Here is a 24,109-nt window from a genome sequence, read left to right on the forward strand (position 1 = left end):
GCTCCTTGCGCTGTGCGGGTGTGGGACCCGTTGGCACCCACGGGGACTACTCGGGACATGTGCGTCGGCTACGTTCTGCAGCCCGTCGCTCGCACACCGTGAGTATCGTGGGTCCCTGCAGTCACATACGCTTTTCAGAGCGGCGATCACCTGTTCCAGGGAACAACTGCTCGCTTGTTCGGATCACGCCAAGTTCCGCCAAGTCCTGGGGAGTCAGCCGCAGTTGGCCGGCCGTCGCCTCCACCTCCGTCGGCGGGCGCTTCAGGATCGCGGCCGCGTGCTCCGGCGCGATGACGGAGAAGTAGCTGTCCGGGGTGGCCCAGGTGCCGCCCGGCGCGGCCAGCGCCAGCGCCCCGCCCGAACCGCCCTCGCCGATCAGCAGCGTGGTGACCGGCGTGCGCGCCGAGGCCACGGCGCCGAACAGGCCGGCGATCGCCGGACCCGCCCCCTGCCGCTCCGCCTCCGCGTCGTTGGCCGCGCCCGGGGTGTCCACCAGGGTCAGCACCGGGATGCCGAGCCGGTCCGCGAGGCCGATCAGCCGGGTGGCGGTGCGGTACCCGGCGGGCCGGGTCGCCGTGCCCGTCTGGGCCGCGTACGCCACCGTCCGCCCCGCGTGCTCGCCGAAGCCGCAGAGCATGCCCTCCGGGTCGGTGCCGCCGCAGCGGTCACCGGACAGGGCGACGCGGTCGGTGAAGTAGGCCTCCAGGTACGCCCCGGCGCGCGGGCGTCCGGGGGCGCGGGCCCGCCGCACCGCGTCCCAGCCGCCGGCCGGCAGGTCCCTCGCGCCCAGCGGCTCCGGCACGGGCGCCGGGTCGCCGGACGGCGCCGTCAGCAGCCGCAGCCACCGCCCCAGCGTCGCGCGCAGCTCCCCGGGCGGTACGACGGCGTCCGCGCTGCCCGCCGCCACCTGCGCCTCGGCCGTGTACGCCGCGGGGTCGGCGTCCGGCGGCCGGACCCGGGAACCGGCGAAACCGACCTGGGCGCCGGGCAGGGCGAGGACCACGTCGGCGCCCGCGCCCAGCGTCGCCCAGCCGCCCCCGGTCGCCGGGTCCCGCACCACCGCGATCTGCGCCAGCCCGGCCTCCCGGGTGAGCGACGACTGCCGGGCCACCCGCTGCAGCTGGGTCAGCGCGAGCATCCCCTCCTGCATCCGGCTGCCGCCGGTGGCGACCAACGGCACCACGGGCAGCCGGTGCTCGCGGGCGTACCCGTACGCCGCCTCCAGCCGGTCGCCGGTGGCGCGGCCCAGCGAGCCGCCGAGGAAACCGAACTCGAAGGAGAGGAGCACGGCCGGGGTGCCCTCGACCCGGCCGGTGCCGCAGACGACGGACTCCGCCTCACCGGTGCGCTCGGCGGCGCGGGCCCGGGAGGCGTCGTAGCCGGGCCAGCCGAGCGGGCCGTCGGGCCGGGACTCGCCGTCAGGATGCGGGAGTTCGGCGAAGTCGTCGGTGAGGAGGGCCAGGAACTCCCGCGCGCAGAGGCGCTCAGCCACGGTCCAGCGCCCGCTTCATGATCTTCCCCAGGTCGTTGCGGGGCAGCGCGTCGAGGTGCCGGACGGCACGGGGCCGCTTGTGCGGGGCGAGCCGGGCCGCGACATGGTCGGCCAGCGTGTCGAGGGCGGGCGGCGAGGCGGGGTCGGCCGGCACGATCCACGCCACGATCCGCTCCCCGAGATCCGGGTCGGGCTCCCCGGTCACCGCGGCCTCCCGCACCCCCGGGTGTTCGAGCAGCGCGTTCTCGATCTCCCCGGCCCCGATCTTGTAACCGCCGCTCTTGATCAGGTCGGTGGCCTTGCGGCCGACGATGCGGACACAGCCGTCGCAGTCGCGCACCGCCATGTCGCCGGTGCGGAAGAAACCGTCCCCGGTGAAGGCGGCGGCCGTGGCGTCCGGGCGGTTGAGGTACTCGGTGAACAGGTTCGGGCCGCGCACCTGGATCTCGCCGACGCTCTCCCCGTCGAACGCCGTGACCGGCGTGCCGTCCTCCTCCACGAGCCGCAGCTCCACACCGGGCAGCGGCACGCCCACCGTCCCGGCGCGCGGCTCGCCGCCGGCCCGGACGCCGGGCCGGGCGTCCCGGGGTGTCCACCGGGACGAGCACAGCATCAGCGTCTCGGTCATGCCGTACCGCTCGATGACCCGGCGGCCGGTGGCGGCGGCGATGCGCTCGTGGTCGTGCACCGGCAGCGCGGCCGACCCCGACACCAGCAGCCGGGCACCGGCGAGTGCCTTCGTCAGCTCCGGATCGCCGGGGAGCGTCTCGGCGATCCGGTGGTACATCGTCGGCACCCCGAACAGCATGGTCGCGCCGTCGTTCAGTTCCCGCGCCACGCCCTCGGTGGAGAACCTGCCCAGGTGCCGCACGGACCCGCCGCGCCGCAGCGGGCCGAGGATGCCCAGGACCAGCCCGTGCACGTGGAACAGCGGCAGCCCCTGCACCAGCACGTCGTCGCCCGTCCACCGCCACGCGTCGGCGAGCGCGTCCAGCGTCGTCGCGAGCGCGCGCCGGGGGAGGACGGCGCCCTTGGGCGGTCCGGTGGTGCCGGAGGTGTAGACGACGAGCGCGGGGTCGCCGTCGTCGGCGCGGTCCTCGGGAACGGTCCCGCGGGCCCGCACGTCGACGTCCACGCGCTCCAGGGCGCCCAGGGCGGGCGGGAGTCCGACGCCCGGGGGCGCCAGGACGAGTGAGGGCGCGCTGTCGGAGAGGATGTGCGCGAGTTCCCCGTCGCCGGACTTCGGGTTGAGCGGCACGGCGGGGACCCCGGCAAGCAGCGCCGCCACCACGGCGACCGCGGTCTCCATCGCCGGGGCCGCCCAGACCGCGACCCGGCCGGCGGCACCGACCCTCCCGGCCGTGGCGCCCGCCGCCGCGGCGAGTTCCGCGTACGTCAGGGAGCGCTCGCCGAACCGTAGCGCGGGCCGGTCGGCCGGAGCGCCGGCCGGGGCGGGGGAGAGGGCCGGGAAGAGAGAGGACACGCTTCGTACTCCTTAGCTGTGCTGCTCACGGTTGGCGGTTGTCCGCCGGTGGTCCGGGTGGGTCCACCCGAAGCCGGGGCACGACCGGTACGAGCCGGCCCGGCCGCCCTCGCCGCTCCCCGGCCCAGCACCGGGCGGTCCCGGGCGCGGTCGCCGCCCGGGAGCCCCGGCGGGCCGCCACCGGGACGCGCCGCCACGTCCGCACGGTCGCCGAGGTCCGCCTGCCGCACCGGGATGTCGAGGACGAGCGCTGAGCGGGCCCCGCGGCGCGCGGGTCACCCGCCGGCCGCCGTGCGCTGGAGCAGGCCCCAGGTGAACTCCGCGACCACCTGGTGCCGTACGCCGTCCCGGTCCGGGGCGGCGAAGGCCAGCCCCCACCGGGTCGGGGCCGAGCCCTGGAGCGGCCGGGCGGGCGCGAAGGCGCGGGCCGCCTCGTCGACCGTGCAGGACCAGGGCGTCAGGTCGTCCAGCGTGCGCAGCTGAGGCGCCTGTGCGCCCGGGGCGCGGACCAGCCACTCGTTCCAGACCACGCCCCCGTCGGCGACGAGCACCTCGAAGCGCAGGCCGGGCCACAGAGGCAGCGCCCACTGCCGGGCCTCGCACTCCAGGTCGCCGATCCGGCGGGGTGTCGCCGACTCGGGTGCGCCGAGGACGGAGCGGTACCGGGCGGCGGCCGAGCGGGACCGCGGGGAGCGGAGCATCGCCTGCCAGCGCCGGTTGGCCTCGCGCATCCGGGCGACCGAGGCGCCCAGCTCGCGACGGGCGTCCTCCACCGGGCCGGGGTTGTGGTCGGCCATGCGGCGCAGCAGCACCAGTTGGAAGTCGAGCGGGGTGAACGGTCCTGCGGGCCGCTTTCCGGTGGGCGGGGGCGAGGGCATGACCACCATCGTGGACCATGGACGCGGCGCCCGCCCATTGCCCCGGGAAAGACGGTGCGGATAGCCTGTGTTCGCCATTCCGATCGTCTGTTGAAATCTCGAACATCGAGGTTCTCGACCGCAGGCGCCTGAGACACCTAGGGAGGGGGCCGACATGGGACGCCTCGTACCAGCCGTGACCCGGGCTCTCGACATACTGGAGCTCTTCCTCGACGGGGACGGCACGCTCTCCGCCCCCGACATCGTGCGCCGCCTCCAGCTGCCGCGCACCACCGTGCACGAGCTGGTCACCACGCTCGCCGCCCGAAAGTACATCGTCCCGGTCGCCGGGCAGCCCGGACGGTACCGGCTCGGTGTGCGTCCGTACCAGCTCGGCGCCCGCTACGCCGAGCACCTCGACCTCGCCGCGGAGGGCCAGCAGGTCGCCCGGACCGTCGCCGAGACCTGCGACGAGACGGTGCACGTGGCGATCCTCGAGGACACGGACGTCATCTACATCGCCAAGGTCGACTCCACGCACGCGGTGCGCATGGTGTCCGCCGCCGGCCGCAGGCTGCCCGCCCACTGCACGTCCGTCGGCAAGATGCTGCTGGCCTCCCTCCCCGAGCCGGAGGTCGCCGCACGCTTCCCCGACGGCGCCGAGCTGGCCGCGATGACCCCGAACAGCATCACCGACCCCGCCGCCCTGCGCGAGGCACTGGCCGCGATCCGCGAGCGCGGCACCGCGGTGGAGAGCCGCGAGTCCAATCCGGACGTCTCCTGCGTGGCCGCCCCGGTCCGCGACCGCACGGGCCGCGTGGTCGCCGCGCTGTCGATCTCCGTGCCCATGATCCGCTGGAGCGAGGAGCGCCGAGCCGAACTGGAGCAGCTCGCCGGCAAGGGCGCCGCCGACCTCTCCGAGCGGCTCGGTCACCGGAGCGCGGCATGAGGGCGGCCGGCACGGCCTTCGAGGTGGCCGTCCACGAGGAGGCGGTTCTCGGCGAGGGGCCCGCCTGGGACCCGGCGACGGACCGCCTCCTGTGGATCGACGTCCTGAACTCCCGCGTCCACACCTACGACCCGGCCACCGGCCGGCGCACCCTGCGCCGCACCGACCAGCACGTCGGCGCCGTCAGGCCCCGCGCGGGCGGCGGCCTCGTCCTCAACCTGCGGGACGGGGTCGGCCTGCTCGACCCCGACGACACCTTCCGCTGGCTGCACCGGGAACCCGTCCCCGGCCGCCGCGCCAACGACGCCGCCGTCGCCCCCGACGGCAGCCTCTGGGCCGGCACCATGCGCTACGACGAGGCGGCCGGCGGCGGCACACTGTCCCGGGTCACCGGGGACGGCACCGCCGAGGTCCTTCTCGACGACGTGACGGTGAGCAACGGCACCGGCTGGAGCCCCGACGGCCGGCTGATGTACTACGTCGACACCCCGACCCGCCGCATCGACGTCTTCGACGTCCGTGACGTCCGTGACGTCCACGACGACGCCCGTGGCGCCGGTGCCGCCGGGGGCGGCCGGATCACGGGGCGCCGTCCCCTGGCCGTGATCGAGGACGGCGCGGGCTTCCCCGACGGCCTGTGCGTCGACGCCGACGGCTGTGTGTGGGTCGCCCTGTGGGACGGCGCCGCGGTACGCCGCTACACCCCGTCCGGCGAGCTGGACCGGGTGATCACCCTTCCGGTGCCCCGCGTCACGGCCTGCGCCTTCGGCGGCCCGGACCTCACCGACCTCTACATCACCACGGCCCGGGTGGGTCTGCGGGCCCCGCACCCGCTCGCGGGTTCGCTGCTGGTGGTGCCGGGCGCGGGGCGGGGGGTGGCGCAGCCGGCGTTCGCGGGGTGACGGCGGTTGCGCGCGGGACGGGTCCGCGGGGCCTTCCTCGGGTCGGCGAAGTCTTCCTCGGGTCTGCGGGAGCTTCCTCGGGTCCGTGGGGTCTTCCCCGGGTCCGCGGGAGCTTCCTCGGGTCCGCGGGAGCTTCCCTAGGTCATCCCGGCGGCCGCCCGCTCGCGTCCCGTCAGCGGTGGCCCGCTCAGTGCCGGTTTGAGCGGACCGGCCGCCGCGGCCAGTACCACGCTCGGCGTCAGCAGGGTGTGGGCGCCCCGCTCCAGAGCCATCACGTCCGTCACCCGGCGGGCGACGCGGCCGTTCCCCGTGGCGGTGTGGGCGAGCCGCCCGACGTAGGCGGCCGCCAGCCGCTCCCGCGGTGACGGCCCGCCCTGCACGGCTCCGGGGAAGAAGACGTCCTGTCCGACCGACAGGTCCCACGCGGCGTTCGCCGGCCGTGCCACCGCCCGTTGCGCCGACCGGGCCAGGCCCGGGGCACCCCAGCCGGACCGGGCGAGCACCGAGCGCAGTGCCAGCGCGCTCTGCGCGGCCACCGACATCCCGTGCCCGTAGACCGGGTTGAAGGCCGCCAGCGCGTCGCCGAGTACGACGAGGTTCTCCGGCCACGCGGACATCCGCTCGTAGAAGTGACGGCGGTTGGCGGTGGTACGCGTGACCGACGCCTCGCTCAGCGGCTCGGCTCGTGCCAGCAGCTCGCCTATCACCGGATGGCGCAGTTCCTTGTGGGCGTACCGCTCGAAGTCCCCGGCGTCGCCGGTCGGTTCACCGCCCCGGGTGCCGTACAGCGTGACGAGCCACCGTCCGTCCTCGACGGGCAGCAGCACGCCACCCCGTCCCGGCCCCCAGGACCGGGGGTCCGGCTGCACGTTGACCACCGGGAAGCCGTCCCGGGCGCCCTCCGGTGCCCGGTACAGACGGCTGGCGTACACGACGCCCGCGTCCACCTGCCGGGTCCGGGCGGCCGGAAGCCCCAGTTCCGCCAGCCAGTGAGGGGCGCGCGAGGCACGTCCGGTGGCGTCGACCACCAGACCGGCGCGCAGGGTGCGCTCCGCGGCGTCGTGCGCCCGCACCCGCACTCCCGTCACGGCGCCGTTCGCGCAGTCGAGCCCCAGCGCCTCGGTCCGTTCGACCACCTCGATCCGTTCGTCGGCGCGCACCAGCGACCTCACGGTGGCGTCCAGCAGATCGCGGGTGCACAGCAGCATGTGGTGCGACTCGCCCCACCGCCGGTACCAGCCCCGGGGGGAGAGCACCACCATGTCCGTGGTGACGGGCAGCCGGTGCGCCCCCGCCAGGCGGAGCCGGCCGGTGACTCCCGGCAGGAGTTCCTCCAGCGCCAGCGCCCCGCCCGACCACAGTTGGTGGGCGTGCCGGGCCTGGGGGAGTCCCCGGCGCGGTCCGGGGCCGCAGGGCAGCGCGTCGCGCTCGACCACGGTGACCCGGCCGGCGTAGGGGGCCAGGGCGCGGGCGGCGAGCAGGCCGGCGAGGGAGCCGCCCAGGACGACGGCTCCGGTGGTGCGTTGGCTCATGTGCGGGCGCTCTCTGTGGGGGCGGTCGCACGGGCGCGCACCGCCTCGATCTCGTCGGTCCTGCGCAGTGCCCGGGAGGTGGCCCCGATCTCGTGGAGCAGGTCGGTGCTGTCCGCCTCGCCGGTGCCGTCCTCGCGTTCCTGCGGGCGCCGGCCGTTCTCCACGGCGTCCAGGATCGCCACCGCCGCGGCCAGGGCCTCGGCCCGCTCCGGCGGGAAGCCGAGGGAGAGGGCGGCCTCGTAGGACCTGCGGCGCAGAGCCCCGTCGATCTGCCGGGACAGGGGGAGCAGCGCGTCCCGGATGAACGTCTCACGCCGGATGAGGCGCAGTTCCGGCGTGGAGCGGACGACGAAGGGCATGCCGGCACTCTCCACCGACCGCATCAGGTGGTACAGCGGCCGCAGATCGCGGTGGGCCCGCCTGACCAGCCGGCGTTCGTGCAGGTACTGACCGGCGTGCGGGAGGATGAAGCCCAGCGCGATCACGATGGCGGACAGACAGGCGACGGGTGGCGCCAGGTCGGTGCTCAGCCAGTCCGCGTCGCGGCCGCTCCAGCGGGCCGCGACGGCGGTGAGCTTGGCGGCGTCGAAGACCAGGTTCAGCGCGTAGCCGGCACCGAGGAACATCAGCCCCCAGCGCAGCCAGGCGTCGAGGCCGTCGGTGCGCACCCAGTTCCAGATCAGCCAGGAGGTGATCAGGACGGCCACGGTGTGGGCGAGCAGGTAGAGCAGGATCTGCTCGCGCATGAACGGCGTGGTGGCGTAGTACGTGTCCAGGTCCCGCAGGCGCTCCACGGGCGCGTCGGCGAGGGCGAACAGCACCCACAGGGCGACGATCACTCCGGAGTAGAGGCAGATCACCCAGCGCATGGCGCGCCGCGTGACCGCCGCGCGGTCGGACAGCCCGTTGCGCCAGGTGATGATCAGCAGCAGGCAGGACCCGCAGAAGGCGGTCAGCAGGGAGTACACCCACGGCGCCGAGATGTTGGGTACGCCCGTGACCCGGTTGGTCCAGGCGATGGTCGAAGGAGCGGCGAACACGAACACCGCGCAGGCGAGGACCAGCAGACCCCCCACCGCGCGCAGCAGCGGGTCCCGCCAGAGCCGGATGACGGTCGGCAGCTTGATGGCCAGCGCGGCGGTCAGGATCGCCGCCGGAATCCAGAAGGAGATGTACAACTCGCTCAGCACGGCGGAGGGTTCGAGCGCCGAGCGGACGACGGCGCCGCTCGCCGGGAAGGCCGCAGTCACCGCCTCGCACCTCCCCGTCCGCGGTAGCCGAGCGATCTCTGCACCGGGCTGGGGGGACCGTCGTCCGCCCGTCCGGGCAGCAGGCTTCGGCAGGCGGCGGCGAGCCGGTGCCCGAAGTCGTCGGCCTCGGCCTCGTCGTCCTGCCGGGAGCCGTCGCGGGCGGCCGCCACCAACGCGGTGTCGGTCCAGCCGGGCCGGCCGGCCAGGGCGCGGACGGCGGTCGTGCCGACACCGTGGTGGTGGCGGTGGCCGGCGTACAGGTGCCACAGCTCGTGCCCCAGGATGACCAGTTGCTGCAGGGACTCCGCCTGCTCCTCGACGATGACCAGGTCTCGGTCGTGGAACTCCACCCACAGCCCGGTGACCGCGAGTTCGTCCGGGAACCGTTCGAAGCGCAGCTCGACCGGTCGCCCGGCGCGGCGTGCGGCCATCTCCGCGCACAGCGCGTGGCACAGGTCCCGCACGTCCCGCGGTGGGCGGGGCTTGGCCCTTACGCCGTCGGCGAGGTCCGCGGCCAGGGCGCGGGCGGCACGGCCGCGTGGGCGTCTGGGCGCCGCGGCGGTCCACGGGCGCACATCCGCCATGCGCATCGCCGCCCCCTTCCGGCATCCGTCCCGAGCCATCAGAGGCTACGCGTCCGAGTGTGTCCGCGTCATGTGTTCCCGTGACGGTTGTTCGAGACGCAACGATCAGAGGTTCCTGAAAGTCCTGCGCGACCCATTGACGCGTCCACCGCACGACCCTACGGTCCCGTTCGAAGTTGCGAGCGTCATCCGATATATCGAACGACGGTAGATGGGGCAGGGCATGATCCTCGCGTCGCTCCAGGTCTTCGACCAGGCCGTCGTGATGCGGGCCTTCGGTCCCGGTCCGGAGGAATCGACCGCGCCTTCGTGCAGTACACCCTCGAACAGGGCTTCACCAGCTACCGCGTGGGCTACGCCTTCGCGGCCTCCGTCATCTTCCTCGCGCTCGTCGCGGCCGTCGCCCTCGCCCGGATGTGGCTGCTGCGCAACCGTGAGGAGGACGGCCGACGACCACCGCCGCGGCGCCGGCGCGCACCCGGCCCCGCCACGCCCGGACACCCGGCCAGATCGTGCTCACCGTCCGTCCCCGGCACGGCCGTCTCCGCGGTGCTCCCCGCCCCGCACGCCCGGGCCCTGTTCACCTCGCCCGAGTCGCAGACCGAGGCCGTCGAGGCGCCGACGCACCGGCTGCCCGAGGACTGGACGGGCCAGGCCTGGAAGGCCCTCTCCGAGACCGGCGAGTGACCGACAACCCCGGCCTGATGACCATGCCGAACGGCATCGCGACCGTCATGAACTCCTACGGCGTCCGGTGGGCCCAGCTCATGGCCGGCGGTCTCATGGCCGGCCTGCCGCTGACCGTCGTCTTCGTCTTCTCCCGGCGCCAGATCGTCGGGGGCGTCGCCCACACGGGCTCGGCCGGCCAGTGGACCGAGCCTCCACCGAGCCTCCTTCGAAAGGACACCATGCGTACCGCCCGCTTCACCCTCGACCCCGCCTTCACCGTCGGCGAGGTCAGCCCCCGTCTCTTCGGCTCCTTCGTCGAACACCTCGGCCGCTGCGTGTACACCGGCATCTTCGAACCCGGCCACCCCACGGCGGACGCCGAGGGCCTGCGGCGGGACGTGCTGGACCTCGTCCGGGAACTGGGTGTCACCGCCGTGCGCTACCCCGGCGGCAACTTCGTCTCCGGCTACAAGTGGGAGGACTCGGTCGGCCCGGTGGAGGACCGCCCGCGCCGCCTCGACCTCGCCTGGCGCTCCACGGAGACCAACCGCTTCGGCCTCTCGGAGTACATCGCCTTCCTCAGGAAGGTGGGCCCCCGGGCCGAGCCCATGATGGCCGTCAACCTCGGCACCCGAGGCGTCGCCGAGGCCCTCGAACTCCAGGAGTACGCCAACCATCCCGCCGGCACGGCGCTCTCCGACCTCCGCGCCGAGCACGGCGACAAGGACCCCTTCGGCATCAGGCTCTGGTGCCTGGGCAACGAGTTGGACGGCCCCTGGCAGACCGGCCACAAGACCGCCGAGGAGTACGGCCGCGTCGCCGCCGAGACCGCCCGCGCCATGCGCCAGATCGACCCGGACGTCGAACTCGTCGCCTGCGGGTCCTCCGGACAGTCCATGGACACCTTCGCCGAATGGGAGGCGACGGTCCTGCAGGAGACCTACGACCTGGTCGACCACATCTCCCTGCACGCCTACTACGAGCCGCACGACGGGGACGTCGACTCCTTCCTCGCCTCCGCCGTGGACATGGAGTCCTTCATCGAGAACGTCGTCGCCACCTGCGACCACGTCGGCGCCCGCCTCAAGTCGAAGAAGAAGATCAACCTCTCCTTCGACGAGTGGAACGTCTGGTACATGGCCAAGACCGAGGCGGAGGTGAGCGTCCTGGACTGGCCCGAGGCTCCCCGCCTGCTCGAGGACAACTACAGCGTCCTGGACGCGGTCGTCTTCGGGTCGCTCCTGATCGCCCTGCTCCGGCACGCCGACCGCGTCACCGTGGCCTGCCTCGCCCAGCTCGTCAACGTCATCGCCCCGATCATGACCGAGCCGGGCGGCCCGGCCTGGCGCCAGACGACCTTCTTCCCCTTCTCCCAGGCCTCGGAGTACGGCCGCGGCGAGGTCCTCGACGTCCGGGTGGACTCCCCGACGTACGAGACGGACAGGTACGGCGAGGCCGACCTGCTGCACGCCACCGCCGTGCGCGGCGAGGACGGTTCGGTCACCGTCTTCGCCGTCAACCGCTCCCGCACCGGGACCCTCCCGCTGGACGCCGCCCTGAACGGCCTGGAGCTGACGGAGGTCGTCGAGCACAGCGCCCTCGCGGACGCCGACCCGGACGCCCGCAACACCCTCGCCGAGCCCGAGCGGGTCGTCCCGCACCCGGTGGACGGAACGGCCCTGAGCGGCGGCAGGCTGACCGCCGCCCTGGAGCCGCTGTCCTGGAACGTGATCCGGCTGCGCTGAGCCGGTCCGGGTCAGCCGCGGCGCCGGCCGGGGGAGGGGACGGGCTTCACCGGCACTCCCCCGGCCGCGCCGCCCAGCAGCTTCAGGCGCACCGTGCCGGGCCACGGCGCCGTGCCGCCGTCGGTCAGGACCGCGAGGGCCAGGGTGTTGGCGGCGGCACGGGTACGCAGGATGCCGTTCGGCAGGACGAAGGTGTGCGGCGCGCCCGTGCGGCCGCCCACGTACTCGCCCATGTTCCAGCCGTTCAGGAACACCTGGACGCGGCGGTCGCGGCGGTCGCGGTCCCGGTCGTCGTCCCGGTCGTCGCCGAGGACCAGACCCACCGAGGCGTCGACCTCCGGCGGGACGTCCAGCCGGAACGCGGTCCGGTACCAGGTCACGCCCTGGCGCCGTTCCTCGCGGGAGGCGGACGCCGAGGACACCCGCTCCCAGCGGTCGTCGTCGTAGCCGGGCAGATGCCAGCCGTGCCGTTCCCCGTACAGGCCGCCGGTGTTGAGCGGTCCGCGCACGGGGTCGGGGGCGGCCGCGCCCATGATCCGCCAGCGCACGTCGGGCGACGCGCCCTCGAAGCGGGCCGCCGTCAGCCCGCGGGCCGCCCGGTAGGCCCCCTGGGCGTGCTGGGTGCGCCGGACCAGGACGGACAGGACGGACGGGGTGCCGTCGCCACGCCGCTCGCGCAGCGTCTCGCGCAGGGCGGCCGGCAGGGGGAAGTCCGCCGTGGCCGCCCAGGTGCCCTTCCCGTCCGCCCCGGCCTTCGCATGCGCCCCGGCCTTCGCATCCGTCCCGGCCTTCGCATGCGCCCCGGCCTTCGCATCCGTCCCGGCCTTCGCATGCGCCCCGGCCTTCGCATCCGTCCCGGTCTCCGTACCCGTCCCGGCCTTCGCATGCGCCCCGGCCTTCGCATGCGCCCCGGTCTCCGTACCCGCCCCGGTCTCCGTACCCGCCCCGGTCTCGTGCGGCCCCGTCCGGTGGGTGCCCAGCGGCTCCCCGTCCAGCCAGGCCATCAGCAGCCCGTGCGCACCCGTGCTGTAGGAGAGGGACACCGATTCCAGGCCCGAGGCGCCGCCGAGACGGCCCCGGTACCAGACGTCGCCGTAGTGGAAGCCGTAGTCGTCGGCGAACAGCACGGGCTGCCCTTCCGGGACCGGGGTCGTGCTGGGCGACGTGCGCCGGTCGGCGACCGTCCACCCCCGGTCGCCGTAGTCGGGCCGGGACTCGGGGTTCTCCTCCCGCCGCCGCCAGCCGTCGAGTGCGGGCAGCACCAGTCCGGGCACGCCGGGCAGCGGCCACACGGCCATCAGACTCTGGGCGCGGCCCAGGGAGCCCTCCACCACCGTGCCGTTCCAGGTGACCCGGGTGATGCCGCGCGGCGCCCACACCTCCAGCTCGCGCTCCTCGACGGTGTCTCCGGTCAGCCGGATCGTGGCACCGTCCAGGGCGGCCTCGCGCAGCAGCTCCGGTCCCCGCACCAGCACCCGGCCCGACGGGGTCTCGTACGGCCACAGCCGCAGCGAGGCGGCGTCGTCGGCGAAGAGCAGCAGCAGGGTGCGGTCGGACTCGCCGCCGCGCACCCGCACCCGGGTCAGCCGGTCCTCCTTCAGCGGCACCATCACATGCAGCTCGCCGTGGTCGAAGGCCCAGGCCGCCTCCTCGTCCAGCCGGGTCGGCCACGGCTCGTCCGGACAGTCCAGGACCAGGTGCGCCGTCTCGCCGGCCCGCCCCACGAACGCGGCGATGTCCAGCCGCCCGACGCTCATGGACAGCATCGGCTGCACCGTGGCGTACGCGAGCTTGCGCCCCGCGCCCAGGTGGAGCCCGGTGGCGAGCAGCTTGGCGTCCCGGGCGGGCACGGTGACCTCGACGTCGGTCCCGCCCATCGGCAGGGTCGAGGTGACGTCGGCGGCGGAGTCGTTGCGCAGGAAGTACGCGTGGGCGCCGGTGTCCGGGTTGGCCAGGTGCCGCACCCGGACGCGGGCGTCCGCGGCCCGGACCGCCGGTGCCTCGTCCATCCGGGTGAAGTCCGGGATGTGGCGCAGAAGGTGGCCGAGCTGATGGAGCGGGGCGAGCTTGTCCGTCGGCCTGCGCGCCTCGTCGATCGCCGCGGTCGGGTCGTACGTGGGTGAGGGCGCGGAGGGCGCGGGCAGCCAGCCCCACGAGGTGCCGCCGAACGCCATGTGGACGTTGTGCAGCGTGCTCCCGTGCGCCAGGCGCGCGAGGTGGACCCGTCGTGCCTCGGCGGCGTCCCGGGTCCGCGCGGGCTCCTCCCAGGCCAGCGGGGCGCCGGCGTGCAACAGCGGCACCTCGATGCCGTCGGCGCGGATCCTCTCGTACAGGTGGTCCAGGCCGGCGCGCTCGGGGGTGTCGGCCCGGTAGAGCAGGACCGTGCCGGTGCCCCGGGTGAACTGGTGCCGGGCGGCCACGGCGTTGACCCGGCTCAGCCACTCGTCGGCGTGGCGCAGATACGCGGGGTCGGTGGTCCCGGCCCGGCCCTCGACGGCCGTCAGCCAGCCGGGCAGGCCCCCGGCGTCCACGTCCGCGCCGATGTACGGGCCCGGAGCGAGGACGACGTACAGACCGCACCCGGCGGCCGTGCGCAGGAACAGGTCGAGGTCGCGGACGCCGGTGAAGTCGTAGGCGCCGGGGGCGGAGGAGTGCTGGTTCCAGGCGAGGCGGACGCTGACCGCGTTGTGGCCGTACGCCCGCATCTTCTGCAGCACGTCCCGCCACAGGGACGGGCTCGGCAGCCGGAAGGGGTGCATCTCGCCGGACCACAGCGCCAGCCGCCTGCCGTCCACCAGCAGGGAGTACCGGTCCAGGGCGACCCGGTGGCGCACCCCGTCGGCGTCGGGCGGCCCGGGTGGCGGCCCGGTGGGCACGGGGCCCGGAGCGCCGGAGCCGGGCAGCGCCGCGCTGTTCACGCTGCCGCCGAGCGCGAGGCCGAGGACGGTGGTGCCCGCGAGGGCGCTGAACGCTCGTCTGCTGAACCTGCTGAGCTCCAAGGGAGCCTCTCCTGTTGCCTGTACTTCCGGTCCCGCCACCTGCGCGGGCCCGCCCGTGCCGGGCCATTGTCCCAGCGGACGCCCCCAGGGCGGGCATGAGGTTCCCGGCGCGTGCGGAGTACGCGGTACGGGCGGCGCCGGAACCGGCCGTCCGGCAGGACGCTCCCCCCGGTCAGGACCCGGTCGGGACGGGAGACGTGGCCCGCCGCGCAGGAGATTCCGTACACATTTCTGGAGGGGGCCCCGGGGGCCCGCGGCGCGGCGGCGTCGTCGGGAGCCGGATGGGAACCGGCCGGTGTGAATGGCCGGGGGAGCATCTGTCGGCACCCGGCGGGGCTCCCTACGATGCGATCGTTCCGTGAATGTCGTGTGCACGACACGTGTAGATGGCGGACACATTCAACCACATCCACCCCCCACCGACCGGGATGGGAGACCCATGGCCACCGGCCTGCTCCTGAGCGGCACGATCGCCGCGCTCCTCACCTCCGTGCTGCCCGCGCAGCACCAGTCCTCCGGCGGGTTCGAGGACCCGCCGCCGGACAAGATCGTCATCAAGGTCGCCACGGTGAACGGCTCCGGCTGTCCGCAGGGCACGGCGGCGGTCGCCGTCTCCGAGGACAACACCGCGTTCACCGTCACGTACAGCCACTACCTCGCCCAGGCGGGCGGCGGCTCGGCGCCCACCGACTTCCGCAAGAACTGCCAGCTCAACCTGCTCGTCCACGTCCCGCAGGGCTTCACCTACGCCGTCGCCAGCGCGGACTACCGCGGCTTCGCCGCCCTCCGGCCCGGCGCGAAGGGCACGCAGCGGGCCTCGTACTACTTCCAGGGCTCGCCGAACACCGAGTACCGCACCCACCCCTTCAGCGGCCCGTACGACGACAACTGGCAGGCCACCGACAGCACCGACTGGGCCCAGCTGGTCTGGGCGCCCTGCGGAGTCCAGCGCAACTTCAACATCAACACCGAGCTGCGGGTGAGCACGGGGACGTCCGACCCCGGCGAGGTGAGCTTCATGACGATGGACTCGACGGACGGCGACATCAGCACCGTGTACCACCTGGCGTGGAAGGAGTGCCCGGAGTCCTGACCCGGCCGTCCGCGGTCACCCCGCGGCGTACGGCCCTGCGCCGGTCCGGCCCGGCGGTCGAGGCCCGACGGGCGCAGGGCCCCCTCGGCACGGTCCAGCGGCGCGGCCGGGGCCTGCTCGCCCCGCGCGCACGTGGACCGGGCGACGCTCACCGGCACCGGCACCGGCACGGCGGGCGGCCGCCCGCCCGCCGGCACGAGTTCACCGGTGCGCCATCCGCGGCACCGGGGGCGCTCAGGGCGTCGACAGCCGCTGCCGCGCGGACCGTTGACGCGCAAGGGGTTCGACTCTACGTTCCCGCCCGAAAGGGCGATCGATGTTCGACATGCGGAACGGACAGGAGGAGCGCCCCGCCCTCGTCCCCTCCACGGCGTCGGCGTACCCCAACCCGGGCCGGGTCACCGGCTCCGTCGTCACCCACGACCCGACGATGATCCGGACCGCCTCCGGCCAGTACCAGCTCCACGCCACCGGCGGCGGCATCAGCATCAGGACGCCCCCGGACCGCACCGCCCGTCGTGGCTGCGCAGGTGGAGCGAGCGGAGGGCCACCTCGAGGGCGAAGCGGTGGTCGGGGTCGGCGAGCCGGTCGCCCAGATAGGCGTCCAGCGTCCGCAGGCGGTAGCGGACGGTCTGGGCGTGCACACCCAGCATCTCGCCGACCTGCTCCGCGGGCGCCCGGGTGGAGACGTGGACGCGGAGGGTCTCGACGAGCCGGTCGCGCCGCTTGGCCGGCAGCTCGTCGAGCGGGGCCAGTTCCCGGGCCGCGACACGGTCGACGAGGGCGGAGTCGGACAGCAGCCACAGGGTCGTCAGATGATCCTCGCAGCGGATCAGCGGGGCGTCGGGTATGACATCGTCGTCGACGAGCTGAAGCACACGGCGGGCCCAGCGGACGGAGTCGGCGGCCTGCGCGATCGGTACGGTCAGGCCCACCGCGGCGCGGGTGCCTGCCAGGGCCGTACGGATCATGTCGAGGCGGGCGGCGGTGAGGTCCCCGGGGACGAGCAGGTGCGGCTGCGGTATGTCCAGGTCGGCGAGGACATCCCGGTCGAGCGCCGCCTGGATGTGTTCCGGTGCCGGGGGGTCCAGGGCGACGAGGAAGCAGGACCGGGGCAGCTCCCAGGCGGCGGCCTTGCACAGTTCAGCGACGGTCGTCCGGGGCAGCGGCGAGGCGGTCAGCAGGAAGTGCAATAACTGTCTTCGTAACGCGGACTCCTCCGAGGCCGCTCGCTCCCGCACCTCCGCGTATCCCTCGCGGGTGATCGTCTCCAGTTCCTCGACATAGGCGAAGAGGGCGTCGGCGAAGGCGAGGATCAGTGCGGGGGAGAGGCTGTGCTGCCGTCCCAGGGTCTTGGCCCGGCGCAGAGCGATGCGGGCGCCGAGCCGGTAGGCCCCCTGCAGGACCTCCAGGTCGCGTCCCTCGTAGGCCTCCACCCGGCCGAACCTGCGCAGCAGTTCGTCCCGCAGTTCCGAGCTGCTGCCGGGATCGGCCACACGGTCCACGAAGGCGGTCAGGGCCTGTTCGACGCCCTGGCGGATGGCGTCCCCGTCCGGACCGTTGAGCAGCCTGCCGTACACCGGGTAGCTGCGGGTGACCTCGGTCCGTATCTCGTTCAGCAGCCCCGGCAGCAACGGTCGCATGAAGGCCGCGAACTTCTTGGGGAGGGGGTCGAGCGGTTCACCGAGCACCGACGGACGCGCGATTGAGGGCATGACTGTTCCCTTGGTCTGCGACGTGTCCGGTGGGGCGGCCGGCCGGGCCCCGCACGCGTCGGGCGGCACCCGGACCGGTCCACTGGGTGTTCACCGGCTTGGCAAGCCGACGGTAAATCAACTTCTTTGTGGTGTACATCTCGTGGGGAGGAATCGTGCCACCCTTGTGTGGGCCCGTGGCCGCTACTTGACGGCGGAGTGCCAGTTCTCCGCCAGGACCTTGCCGGCGTCGGGGGCGACGGTCCCCGGCGCGTTGAGGCCGGTGAGGTGGGTCCGGGTGTCGGAGAGGGTCAGGCTGTTGTTCCCGGCGGCCGAGGGCAGCCCGGTCTTGGCGTTGACCGCGGCGTTGATCAGACCCACGTTCAGGCCGCAGCCGGTCGCGCCGGGCACCGCGAAGGTGCTGTCGTTCTGGGTGGCGCCGGTGAGGTCGATGCGGCTCATCTCGCCTGCCGCGTCCGCGGTGCCGTCGCCCCGGAAGAAGGACATGCCGAACTCCGGGAAGGTGCGGTTCTCCGGGCGCAGCACGATCGGATTCGCGGCCGTTCCGATGTAGCAGTTGCCGCCGAGGAGCGGGTTCTCCAGGTGGATGCGGACCGGCAGGGCGACGATGGGCATGTCCGTGAGGACGCCCGCGGTCTGGTCGAAGGCGTAGGGCGCGCCGACGGACTCCATGGTCGCGGTGATCCTGTTGAGGCCGGAGTTCTCCAGCGACCTGCAGATGCCCGTGATCACGAAGATGTCGCTCGGGCACATCAGGCCGAGCAGTCCACCGGGCACGGCGGCGGGCTCGGCGACCAGCGCGCCGGAGGCCGGGGCGACCACGCTGCTGGTGCCGTCCGCGTTCTGGACGACGCCGATCTGGAGGTTCGTCTTGCCCGTGACCACGGTGGTGTCGCCCAGCTTGATGGAGCCGCTGGTGGAGGTGGACACCACGCACTGCGGGGTCTTGTCGAAGCCGTCGGCGGCCAGCATCGCCGGGGCGTCCACGGGACAGCGGGTGGAGGGGGCCCACCCGCCGTTCAGCGCGGGGTCGGCGGCCGTCGCCGTGCCGAGGGAGGCGAAGGCGCCGAGTGCCGTCAGCGCGGACACGGTGGCGAGCCGGGTGCGGGTGGAGATCGGGAGCATGGTGGTGGCCTTCCGTGGAGGTGGGGGTGCGGGGGAGGGAGGGTGCGGGGGAGGGAAGGTGCGGCGGGCCGGGGCAGGGCGGACGGAGGTGGGCCTCCTCAGCGCTCGGCGACGGGAATCTCGTAGGGCTGGAGGTCCTCCGTGCACTGGCCCTCGTTGGTCGGGCTCGGGAACACCGGGGCGGCGATCGCGCACGTCTGGCCCTGGATCTGCTTGACGAGGTTGCCGGGACCGGAGACGGAGGCGGTGAGCAGCCGGTCGAGGTCCTCGCCGGCGGTGCCGCAGCCGGTGAAGGCCGGGATGGCCGTCTCGCCGGACAGCGCGCCGCCGCTGAGGAGCAGGTAACCGGTGGCCTGCTGGCCGATGATCTGCTCGCCCCGGCCGTACAGCACCAGGTGGTCACCGGGATGGTTCGCGGGGTCCGGGTCGACGGAGGTGAGTGACTTCTCGGTCCGGCACCCCGGCCCGACATCCAGCGGCGTCCCGTTGACCTCCAGGTCGATCACGTGCAGGACCAACGGGGCCCGGACGTAGGTGTCCGTGATCGTGGTGAAGTCGGTGAGGCGCATCCTGATGCGGGAGTCGATCCTGATGGGGCCCGTCTGCTCCAGCACCATGGTGGCCTTCACGGGGGCGAAGTCGAAGGACAGGAGAGTGCTCGGGAACGGCGGTGTCCGCTCGTGTCCCCGGTAGTGGAACCTGGCGTACGACACGGTGTCGAAGATGAGGTAGTCCGGGTCCGGAGGCCCCATCACGGGGACCCCCTGCTCGATCAGCACGCAGGCGGGCGGGAGGTACGCGGCGCCCTTCATCTTCGTCACGTTGGCGTAGCCGGTGACGTAGGCGTTCAGCGACACGTCCGTGGGCGGGTGCTGCTCGTCGTAGCGGCACGGTGGTACGTCGCCGCCCGTGGCGGTGCCGGGCGAGTTCTCCAGCACCTTCGGCGACCGCTCCCCCTGCCGCTCCTCCCGCTGGCCCCCCGGCCCGTCCCGCCGCCCGGCCCCGGCCGGGGGTTCGGAGGCGCCGGCGGACCCGGACGGGGACGGCGAACCGCCCGGTCCAGGGCCGCCCGTGCCGACCGGCACGGTGGCCAGCAGCCCTTGGTCCGGCGCGTCCTCGGCCAGGGCGCAGTCGACGGTCAGCGAGCCGGGGTCCCCGGCGGCCGCGCCGGAGGCGGCCGGGTCCGCCGCGCCGAGGGCCAGGTCGATCGCGAGGGCGCCCGCGGAGAACGTCAGGTCGCCGTCGCCCCGGCCGGCCACCGAGGGCACGTCGCCCTTCGAGACCAGCGTCAGCGGTCCCGACGCGGGCAGCGGGACGGGCTCGGCGCCGCCCCGCCAGGTCGCCGTGGCCGCGGCCGCGTTCTGGGTGACGCCCACGGCGAGCCGGGTCGCCGCCCGCACCTCGGCCGCATGGCGCGCGGTGAGGTCCGCGACCGCCTCCGCCGGCAGCTCCACGGTGGTGGTGACGCCGGACGGCGAGAACGCCTCGCCCGCCCCGGCCCGCTTGGGAAACTTGGCCGATATCCGCACCGTCGCGGGCAGTTGCCCCGAAGGAAGGGCGCAGACGTAGGGGAGTTCGGCCTCGGCCTCCTGGGTGCCCGTGGCGGAGGCCGTGGTCGGGACGAGGGCGGCGAGCACGACGAAGGCGGCGATGGAGGTGGTCCGGGCGCGGACCCGGGGTGGCCGCGGTGCGGCGGCTCGTGGGGCTTTCATGCGACTCCGCTCGGATGGCTCGGACGAAGAGGGCCGGTGCCGGGGAGGCGTGGCACACAGCCCGCGAACGCCCGGCCGGGGTGCCGGCCGGGCGGACGTGCGCGGCGGCGGCCTACGGGTTGGAACCGACGATGGTCGGGATGGCGTTCGTGCTCTTCACCTTGACGGCGTAGTTGCCCCTGAAGGTGGGCTTGGTGGCCGGGGTGACCACCGCGCCGCAGTTGACCGGTGCGGGGCTGCCGGCGACCGACAGGTCACCGGCGGCACTGCTGACGGCCAGGACGCCGGTGGAGTTGGTGTAGGTGGCCGAGGCCTTGCCCTGCACCGTGAACTTGCAGGCACCGGCGGTCACCTGCGCCTTGACGTTGCCGATGTAGCCCTTGGTGACCCCCGTCGAGGCGTTGTAGTCCACCGCGATGACGTCCCAGGGGGTGACCGAGGTGGTGGTGACGTTGCCCAGGACACTGGTGCACGGGGAGGTGGACGAACCGAAGGTCATGGTGGTGATGTCGGCGACGTCCCCGGGGTTGCCGGTGGTGCTGTTCATCACGCCCTCCGCGCCCGAGACCGTGCAGGTCATCGGGATGGTGGCGGTCAGTACGATGTTGCCGGCGTTCGTGGCCTTGAACGAAGCCGGCGCGGGCGTGACGGTCCACACCGTGGAGGGCACCGCCGTGGACGGGCCGACGGCGAGGCCCAGCGCCGACGCGGCCGCACACACCACGATGGCCGACCTTCTCGTGTTCTTCTTCATGGCTTGGGACTCTCCTTGAGGGTTGACCGGAAGAGAGCCACGACGTTACTTGCGGGAAACTTAGCCGAACAATGCGGTAGTCCATGATTCTTTCAAAAGTGGGACCAGCTGTTTCCGGGGTGAGTGATCGGTGGTTGCCCTTACTCACGTGACGCCAAGTCCGGTACGTGTGAACGGAGCCGGTGACGTTCACCGCGGCGCCCTGCGCGCGGGGCCGTGATGCTCACCTGTTGACACATTACCGAGAGGTTTTTGTGACTTCCCTGACAGGTTCCGGATGGCCGAAGTCGCCATCCCGGAAAACTCCGATTCCGGTGTTGCCCACCGAGGTTACTCGGCCGTAACGTGCCGGTGTGGTGCTCGGTTCCAGGCCGGTGGCCCCCGTCGGCCGGAGCCATGACGGACGCTTTTCGGCCCGCCCTCCCGTCGGGCCGGGGTGCCCGTCGGCAGGGTCCCGCGGCTCCACACCCCCCGGGCCCGCGAGACCCTGCCCTGTCTCCCCGGAGACAAGTGCGGGGACGGCGTGTTGTCTGCGCGGTGACAAGTTCGGCGGGGTTGCCGGAGATCCGTGCCGCACCCGTTGTCAGGGTCCTCCGCACCGACTTAACGTGCGGGCCCGCAGCGCGTTTCCGATTGACGTCCGCTGGAGGTGATATGGGAATCGAAGTAGTGGTCGAAGGTCTGACCAAGTCCTTCGGTAAGCAGAGCATCTGGCGAGACGTGTCACTCACTCTTCCGGCCGGAGAGATCAGCGTGATGCTGGGCCCGTCCGGCACTGGTAAGACCGTTTTCCTGAAGTCGCTCATAGGATTGCTCAAACCCGAGAAGGGCCGTGTCCTCATCAACGGAGTGGACATGGTGAACAGCCCGGAAAGGGACATCTACGAGACCCGTAAAATGTTCGGCCTCATGTTTCAGGACGGGGCCCTCTTCGGGTCCATGTCCCTTTTCGACAACATCGCCTTCCCGCTGCGTGAACACACCCGCAAGAAGGAGTCCGCGATCCGCCGCATCGTGATGGAGCGGATCGAGGTCGTCGGACTGCTGGGCGCGGAGGGAAAGCTTCCGGGAGAGATCAGCGGCGGCATGCGCAAGCGGGCCGGACTGGCCCGCGCGCTCGTACTCGACCCGCAGATCATCCTGTGCGACGAACCGGACTCCGGCCTCGACCCGGTCCGCACCGCCTACATCTCCCAGCTGCTGATCGACCTGAACGCGCAGCTCGACGCGACGATGCTGATCGTCACCCACAACCTCGACATCGCCGCCACCGTCCCCGACAACATGGGGATGCTCTTCCTGCGCGAACTCGTCGCCTTCGGCCCGCGCGAGGTGCTGCTCACCAGCGACGAACCGGTCGTGTCCCAGTTCCTGGGCGGCCGGCGCGAGGGCCCCATCGGGATGTCGGAGGAGAAGGACGCGGCCACCCTCGCCGCCGAGGCGAGTGCCGCCTCCGCCGCCTCCGCCGCCCCCGCCGCGCCCCGGACGATCGTCCCGCAGCTGGAGCCGTCGCCCGGCCTCCCGGCGCGGCAGGCCGTCGCCCGGCGGCGTGAGCGTGTCATGCGCATGATCGACACGCTGCCGCCCGCCGCGCGCTCCGCCATCCGGGAGACCTACGCGAAGCACTCGGAGGCGGCCACCCTGCCGATGCCCGCCGCCGGGAGCGGCGCGTGATCACCGGTGCGCTGCGGCAGACCGGCCGGCTCTTCGCGCTCGCCGCCGAAGTCGTCCGTGCCGTCTTCCGAAGACCCTTCCAGTTCCGGGAGTTCGTCGAGCAGTTCTGGTTCGTCGCGAGCGTGACCATCCTGCCCGCCGCCCTCGTCTCCATCCCCTTCGGCGCCGTCATCGCCCTCCAAGTCGGCTCCCTCACCGAACAGCTGGGAGCCCAGTCGTTCACCGGAGGCGCCAGCGTCCTCGCCGTCGTCCAGCAGGCGAGCCCGCTCATCGTCGCCCTGCTGATCGCCGGCGCCGGCGGCTCGGCCATCTGCGCCGACCTCGGCTCCCGCAGGATCCGCGAGGAACTCGACGCGATGGAGGTCATGGGCGTCTCGCCGGTGCAGCGTCTGGTCGTGCCCCGGGTGCTGGCCGCCATGGGAGTCGCGGTCCTGCTCAACGGCCTGGTGTCCGTCGTCGGCATCCTCGGCGGCTACTTCTTCAACGTCGTCATGCAGGGCGGCACCCCCGGCGCCTACCTCTCCAGCTTCTCCGCCCTCGCCCAGCTGCCCGACCTGTACGTCAGCGAACTCAAGGCGCTGGTCTTCGGGTTCATCGCGGGCATCGTCGCCGCCTACCGGGGTCTCAACCCGCGCGGCGGCCCCAAGGGTGTCGGCGACGCCGTCAACCAGTCCGTCGTCATCACGTTCCTCCTGCTCTTCTTCGTGAACATGGTGATGACGGCCGTCTACCTCCAGATCGTCCCGCCGAAGGGAGGCTGAGGCGGATGGCCTCCCCGCTCGTCCGGCTCGACCGCTCCGGCGACCAACTGCTGTTCTACGTCCGGGCACTGCTGTGGATCCCGCGGACCCTGCGCCGCTACCTCAAGGAGGTGCAGCGCCTGCTCGCCGAGGTGGCCTTCGGCTCCGGCGGTCTCGGCGTCATCGGCGGCACCATCGGCGTGATGATCGCGATGACGCTCTTCACCGGCACCGTCGTCGGACTCCAGGGCTACGCGGCCCTCGACCAGATCGGCACGGCCGCGTTCACCGGATTCGTCTCCGCCTACTTCAACACCCGCGAGATCGCCCCCCTCGTCGCCGGACTCGCCCTCTCCGCGACCGTCGGGGCCGGTTTCACCGCCCAGCTCGGCGCCATGCGCATCAACGAGGAGGTCGACGCCCTGGAGGGCATGGGCATCCGCTCCATGCCCTACCTGGTCACCACCCGCATCATCGCCGGCGTGGTCGCCATCGTCCCGCTCTACGCGATCGGGCTGCTCTCCTCCTTCATCGCCTCCCGCTATGTGACCGTCCTGTTCAACGGGCAGTCCCGGGGGACGTACGACCACTACTTCAACCTCTTCCTCTCCCCGACGGACGTGCTGCTCTCCGTACTGAAGGTGCTGATCTTCAGCGTGATGGTGATCGTCGCCCACTGCTACCACGGCTACCGCGCCTCGGGCGGGCCCGCCGGTGTCGGCGCCGCCGTCGGCCGGTCGGTGCGCAACGCCATCGTGCTGATCAGCGTCACCGACTTCTTCCTGTCGCTGGCCCTGTGGGGCGCGACCACGACCGTGAAGGTGGCGGGGTGAG

At 73.2% G+C, this 24,109-nt stretch carries 18 protein-coding genes and 2 pseudogenes; 9 read left to right on the forward strand and 11 right to left on the reverse strand.

Annotation, left to right across the window (positions count from 1 at the left end; all coding sequences use genetic code 11):
- Positions 1-121: 121 nt before the first annotated feature.
- The 3 genes from ACGFYH_RS01100 to ACGFYH_RS01110 all read right to left on the reverse strand — a co-directional run bounded on the left by ACGFYH_RS01100 (position 122) and on the right by ACGFYH_RS01110 (position 3,853).
- Positions 122-1,492, reverse strand: coding sequence for a carboxyl transferase domain-containing protein (locus ACGFYH_RS01100; protein WP_393801010.1), 1,371 nt, complete (start codon positions 1,490-1,492; stop codon positions 122-124).
- Positions 1,485-2,975, reverse strand: a complete 1,491-nt coding sequence (locus ACGFYH_RS01105; protein ID WP_393801011.1) for an acyl-CoA synthetase — start codon at positions 2,973-2,975, stop codon at positions 1,485-1,487. The genes ACGFYH_RS01100 and ACGFYH_RS01105 overlap by 8 nt, the downstream gene beginning before the upstream one ends.
- Positions 2,976-3,250: 275 nt before the next feature.
- Entirely contained in the window at positions 3,251-3,853 is a 603-nt protein-coding gene (locus ACGFYH_RS01110) for a hypothetical protein (RefSeq protein WP_393801012.1), read from the reverse strand.
- Positions 3,854-4,007: 154 nt separating this feature from the next.
- Between ACGFYH_RS01110 and ACGFYH_RS01115 the strand changes: the two genes are divergently transcribed.
- Together ACGFYH_RS01115 and ACGFYH_RS01120 are read left to right on the forward strand one after the other, a co-directional pair.
- Complete coding sequence (locus tag ACGFYH_RS01115; RefSeq protein ID WP_393801013.1) at positions 4,008-4,781, forward strand: IclR family transcriptional regulator; 774 nt, start codon at positions 4,008-4,010, stop codon at positions 4,779-4,781.
- Positions 4,778-5,683, forward strand: a complete 906-nt coding sequence (locus tag ACGFYH_RS01120; protein WP_393801014.1) for an SMP-30/gluconolactonase/LRE family protein — start codon at positions 4,778-4,780, stop codon at positions 5,681-5,683. The genes ACGFYH_RS01115 and ACGFYH_RS01120 overlap by 4 nt, the downstream gene beginning before the upstream one ends.
- Before the next feature lie 137 nt (positions 5,684-5,820).
- On the opposite strand, the gene ACGFYH_RS01125 is transcribed toward ACGFYH_RS01120, so the two are convergent.
- Genes ACGFYH_RS01125 through ACGFYH_RS01135 form a run of 3 tightly spaced genes read right to left on the reverse strand, consistent with a single transcriptional unit; the run spans position 5,821 to position 9,049 of the window.
- Positions 5,821-7,215: an FAD-dependent oxidoreductase gene (locus ACGFYH_RS01125; protein ID WP_393801015.1), complete on the reverse strand. Its 1,395-nt coding sequence runs from the start codon at positions 7,213-7,215 to the stop codon at positions 5,821-5,823.
- Positions 7,212-8,465, reverse strand: a complete 1,254-nt coding sequence (locus ACGFYH_RS01130; RefSeq protein ID WP_393801016.1) for an MAB_1171c family putative transporter — start codon at positions 8,463-8,465, stop codon at positions 7,212-7,214. Before ACGFYH_RS01130 ends, ACGFYH_RS01125 begins: the two co-directional genes overlap by 4 nt.
- A complete protein-coding gene (locus tag ACGFYH_RS01135; RefSeq protein WP_393801017.1) occupies positions 8,462-9,049 on the reverse strand; it encodes a toxin-antitoxin system, toxin component family protein in 588 nt (195 codons plus the stop codon). The genes ACGFYH_RS01130 and ACGFYH_RS01135 overlap by 4 nt, the downstream gene beginning before the upstream one ends.
- Before the next feature lie 226 nt (positions 9,050-9,275).
- On the opposite strand from ACGFYH_RS01135, the pseudogene ACGFYH_RS01140 reads away from it, so the two are divergent.
- Positions 9,276-9,499: pseudogene (locus tag ACGFYH_RS01140) on the forward strand (sugar ABC transporter permease); the annotation flags it as partial.
- Positions 9,500-9,957: 458 nt separating this feature from the next.
- On the forward strand, positions 9,958-11,463 hold the full coding sequence (locus tag ACGFYH_RS01145) for an alpha-N-arabinofuranosidase (protein WP_393801506.1): 1,506 nt from the start codon (positions 9,958-9,960) through the stop codon (positions 11,461-11,463).
- Between the two features lie 11 nt (positions 11,464-11,474).
- Here ACGFYH_RS01145 and ACGFYH_RS01150 read toward each other — a convergent pair whose 3' ends face one another.
- Entirely contained in the window at positions 11,475-14,462 is a 2,988-nt protein-coding gene (locus ACGFYH_RS01150; RefSeq protein ID WP_393801018.1) for a beta-galactosidase, read from the reverse strand.
- 439 nt (positions 14,463-14,901) lie between these two features.
- Here ACGFYH_RS01150 and ACGFYH_RS01155 point away from each other — a divergent pair, with 439 nt between their 5' ends.
- Positions 14,902-15,555 carry a DUF4360 domain-containing protein gene (locus ACGFYH_RS01155; protein WP_393801019.1) on the forward strand — a complete coding sequence of 218 codons (654 nt, stop codon included), beginning with the start codon at positions 14,902-14,904 and terminating at the stop codon, positions 15,553-15,555.
- Positions 15,556-15,871: 316 nt separating this feature from the next.
- Positions 15,872-16,069: pseudogene (locus ACGFYH_RS01160) on the forward strand (hypothetical protein); the annotation flags it as partial.
- Here ACGFYH_RS01160 and ACGFYH_RS01165 read toward each other — a convergent pair.
- From ACGFYH_RS01165 to ACGFYH_RS01180, 4 genes are all read right to left on the reverse strand, one after another.
- Positions 16,044-17,270, reverse strand: coding sequence for a PucR family transcriptional regulator (locus tag ACGFYH_RS01165; protein WP_393801020.1), 1,227 nt, complete (start codon positions 17,268-17,270; stop codon positions 16,044-16,046). The pseudogene ACGFYH_RS01160 and the gene ACGFYH_RS01165 sit on opposite strands and share 26 nt — an antisense overlap.
- A 183-nt stretch (positions 17,271-17,453) precedes the next feature.
- Positions 17,454-18,395, reverse strand: coding sequence for a hypothetical protein (locus ACGFYH_RS01170; protein ID WP_393801021.1), 942 nt, complete (start codon positions 18,393-18,395; stop codon positions 17,454-17,456).
- A 98-nt stretch (positions 18,396-18,493) separates the two neighbouring features.
- Positions 18,494-20,107 (reverse strand): DUF6801 domain-containing protein, encoded by a 1,614-nt coding sequence (locus ACGFYH_RS01175; protein ID WP_393801022.1) that lies wholly within the window; start codon positions 20,105-20,107, stop codon positions 18,494-18,496.
- 112 nt (positions 20,108-20,219) lie between these two features.
- Positions 20,220-20,861: a hypothetical protein gene (locus ACGFYH_RS01180; RefSeq protein ID WP_393801023.1), complete on the reverse strand. Its 642-nt coding sequence runs from the start codon at positions 20,859-20,861 to the stop codon at positions 20,220-20,222.
- Between the two features lie 654 nt (positions 20,862-21,515).
- Here ACGFYH_RS01180 and ACGFYH_RS01185 point away from each other — a divergent pair.
- The 3 genes from ACGFYH_RS01185 to ACGFYH_RS01195 are packed head-to-tail and all read left to right on the forward strand — an operon-like array spanning position 21,516 to position 24,108.
- Positions 21,516-22,535 (forward strand): ABC transporter ATP-binding protein, encoded by a 1,020-nt coding sequence (locus tag ACGFYH_RS01185; protein ID WP_393801024.1) that lies wholly within the window; start codon positions 21,516-21,518, stop codon positions 22,533-22,535.
- Entirely contained in the window at positions 22,532-23,296 is a 765-nt protein-coding gene (locus ACGFYH_RS01190; protein ID WP_393801025.1) for an MlaE family ABC transporter permease, read from the forward strand. The genes ACGFYH_RS01185 and ACGFYH_RS01190 overlap by 4 nt, the downstream gene beginning before the upstream one ends.
- Positions 23,297-23,301: 5 nt before the next feature.
- Positions 23,302-24,108 carry an MlaE family ABC transporter permease gene (locus tag ACGFYH_RS01195; RefSeq protein WP_393801026.1) on the forward strand — a complete coding sequence of 269 codons (807 nt, stop codon included), beginning with the start codon at positions 23,302-23,304 and terminating at the stop codon, positions 24,106-24,108.
- Position 24,109: the final 1 nt, after the last annotated feature.

This window comes from Streptomyces sp. NPDC048392, assembly GCF_043200575.1.
Classification (GTDB): Bacteria; Actinomycetota; Actinomycetes; order Streptomycetales; family Streptomycetaceae; genus Streptomyces.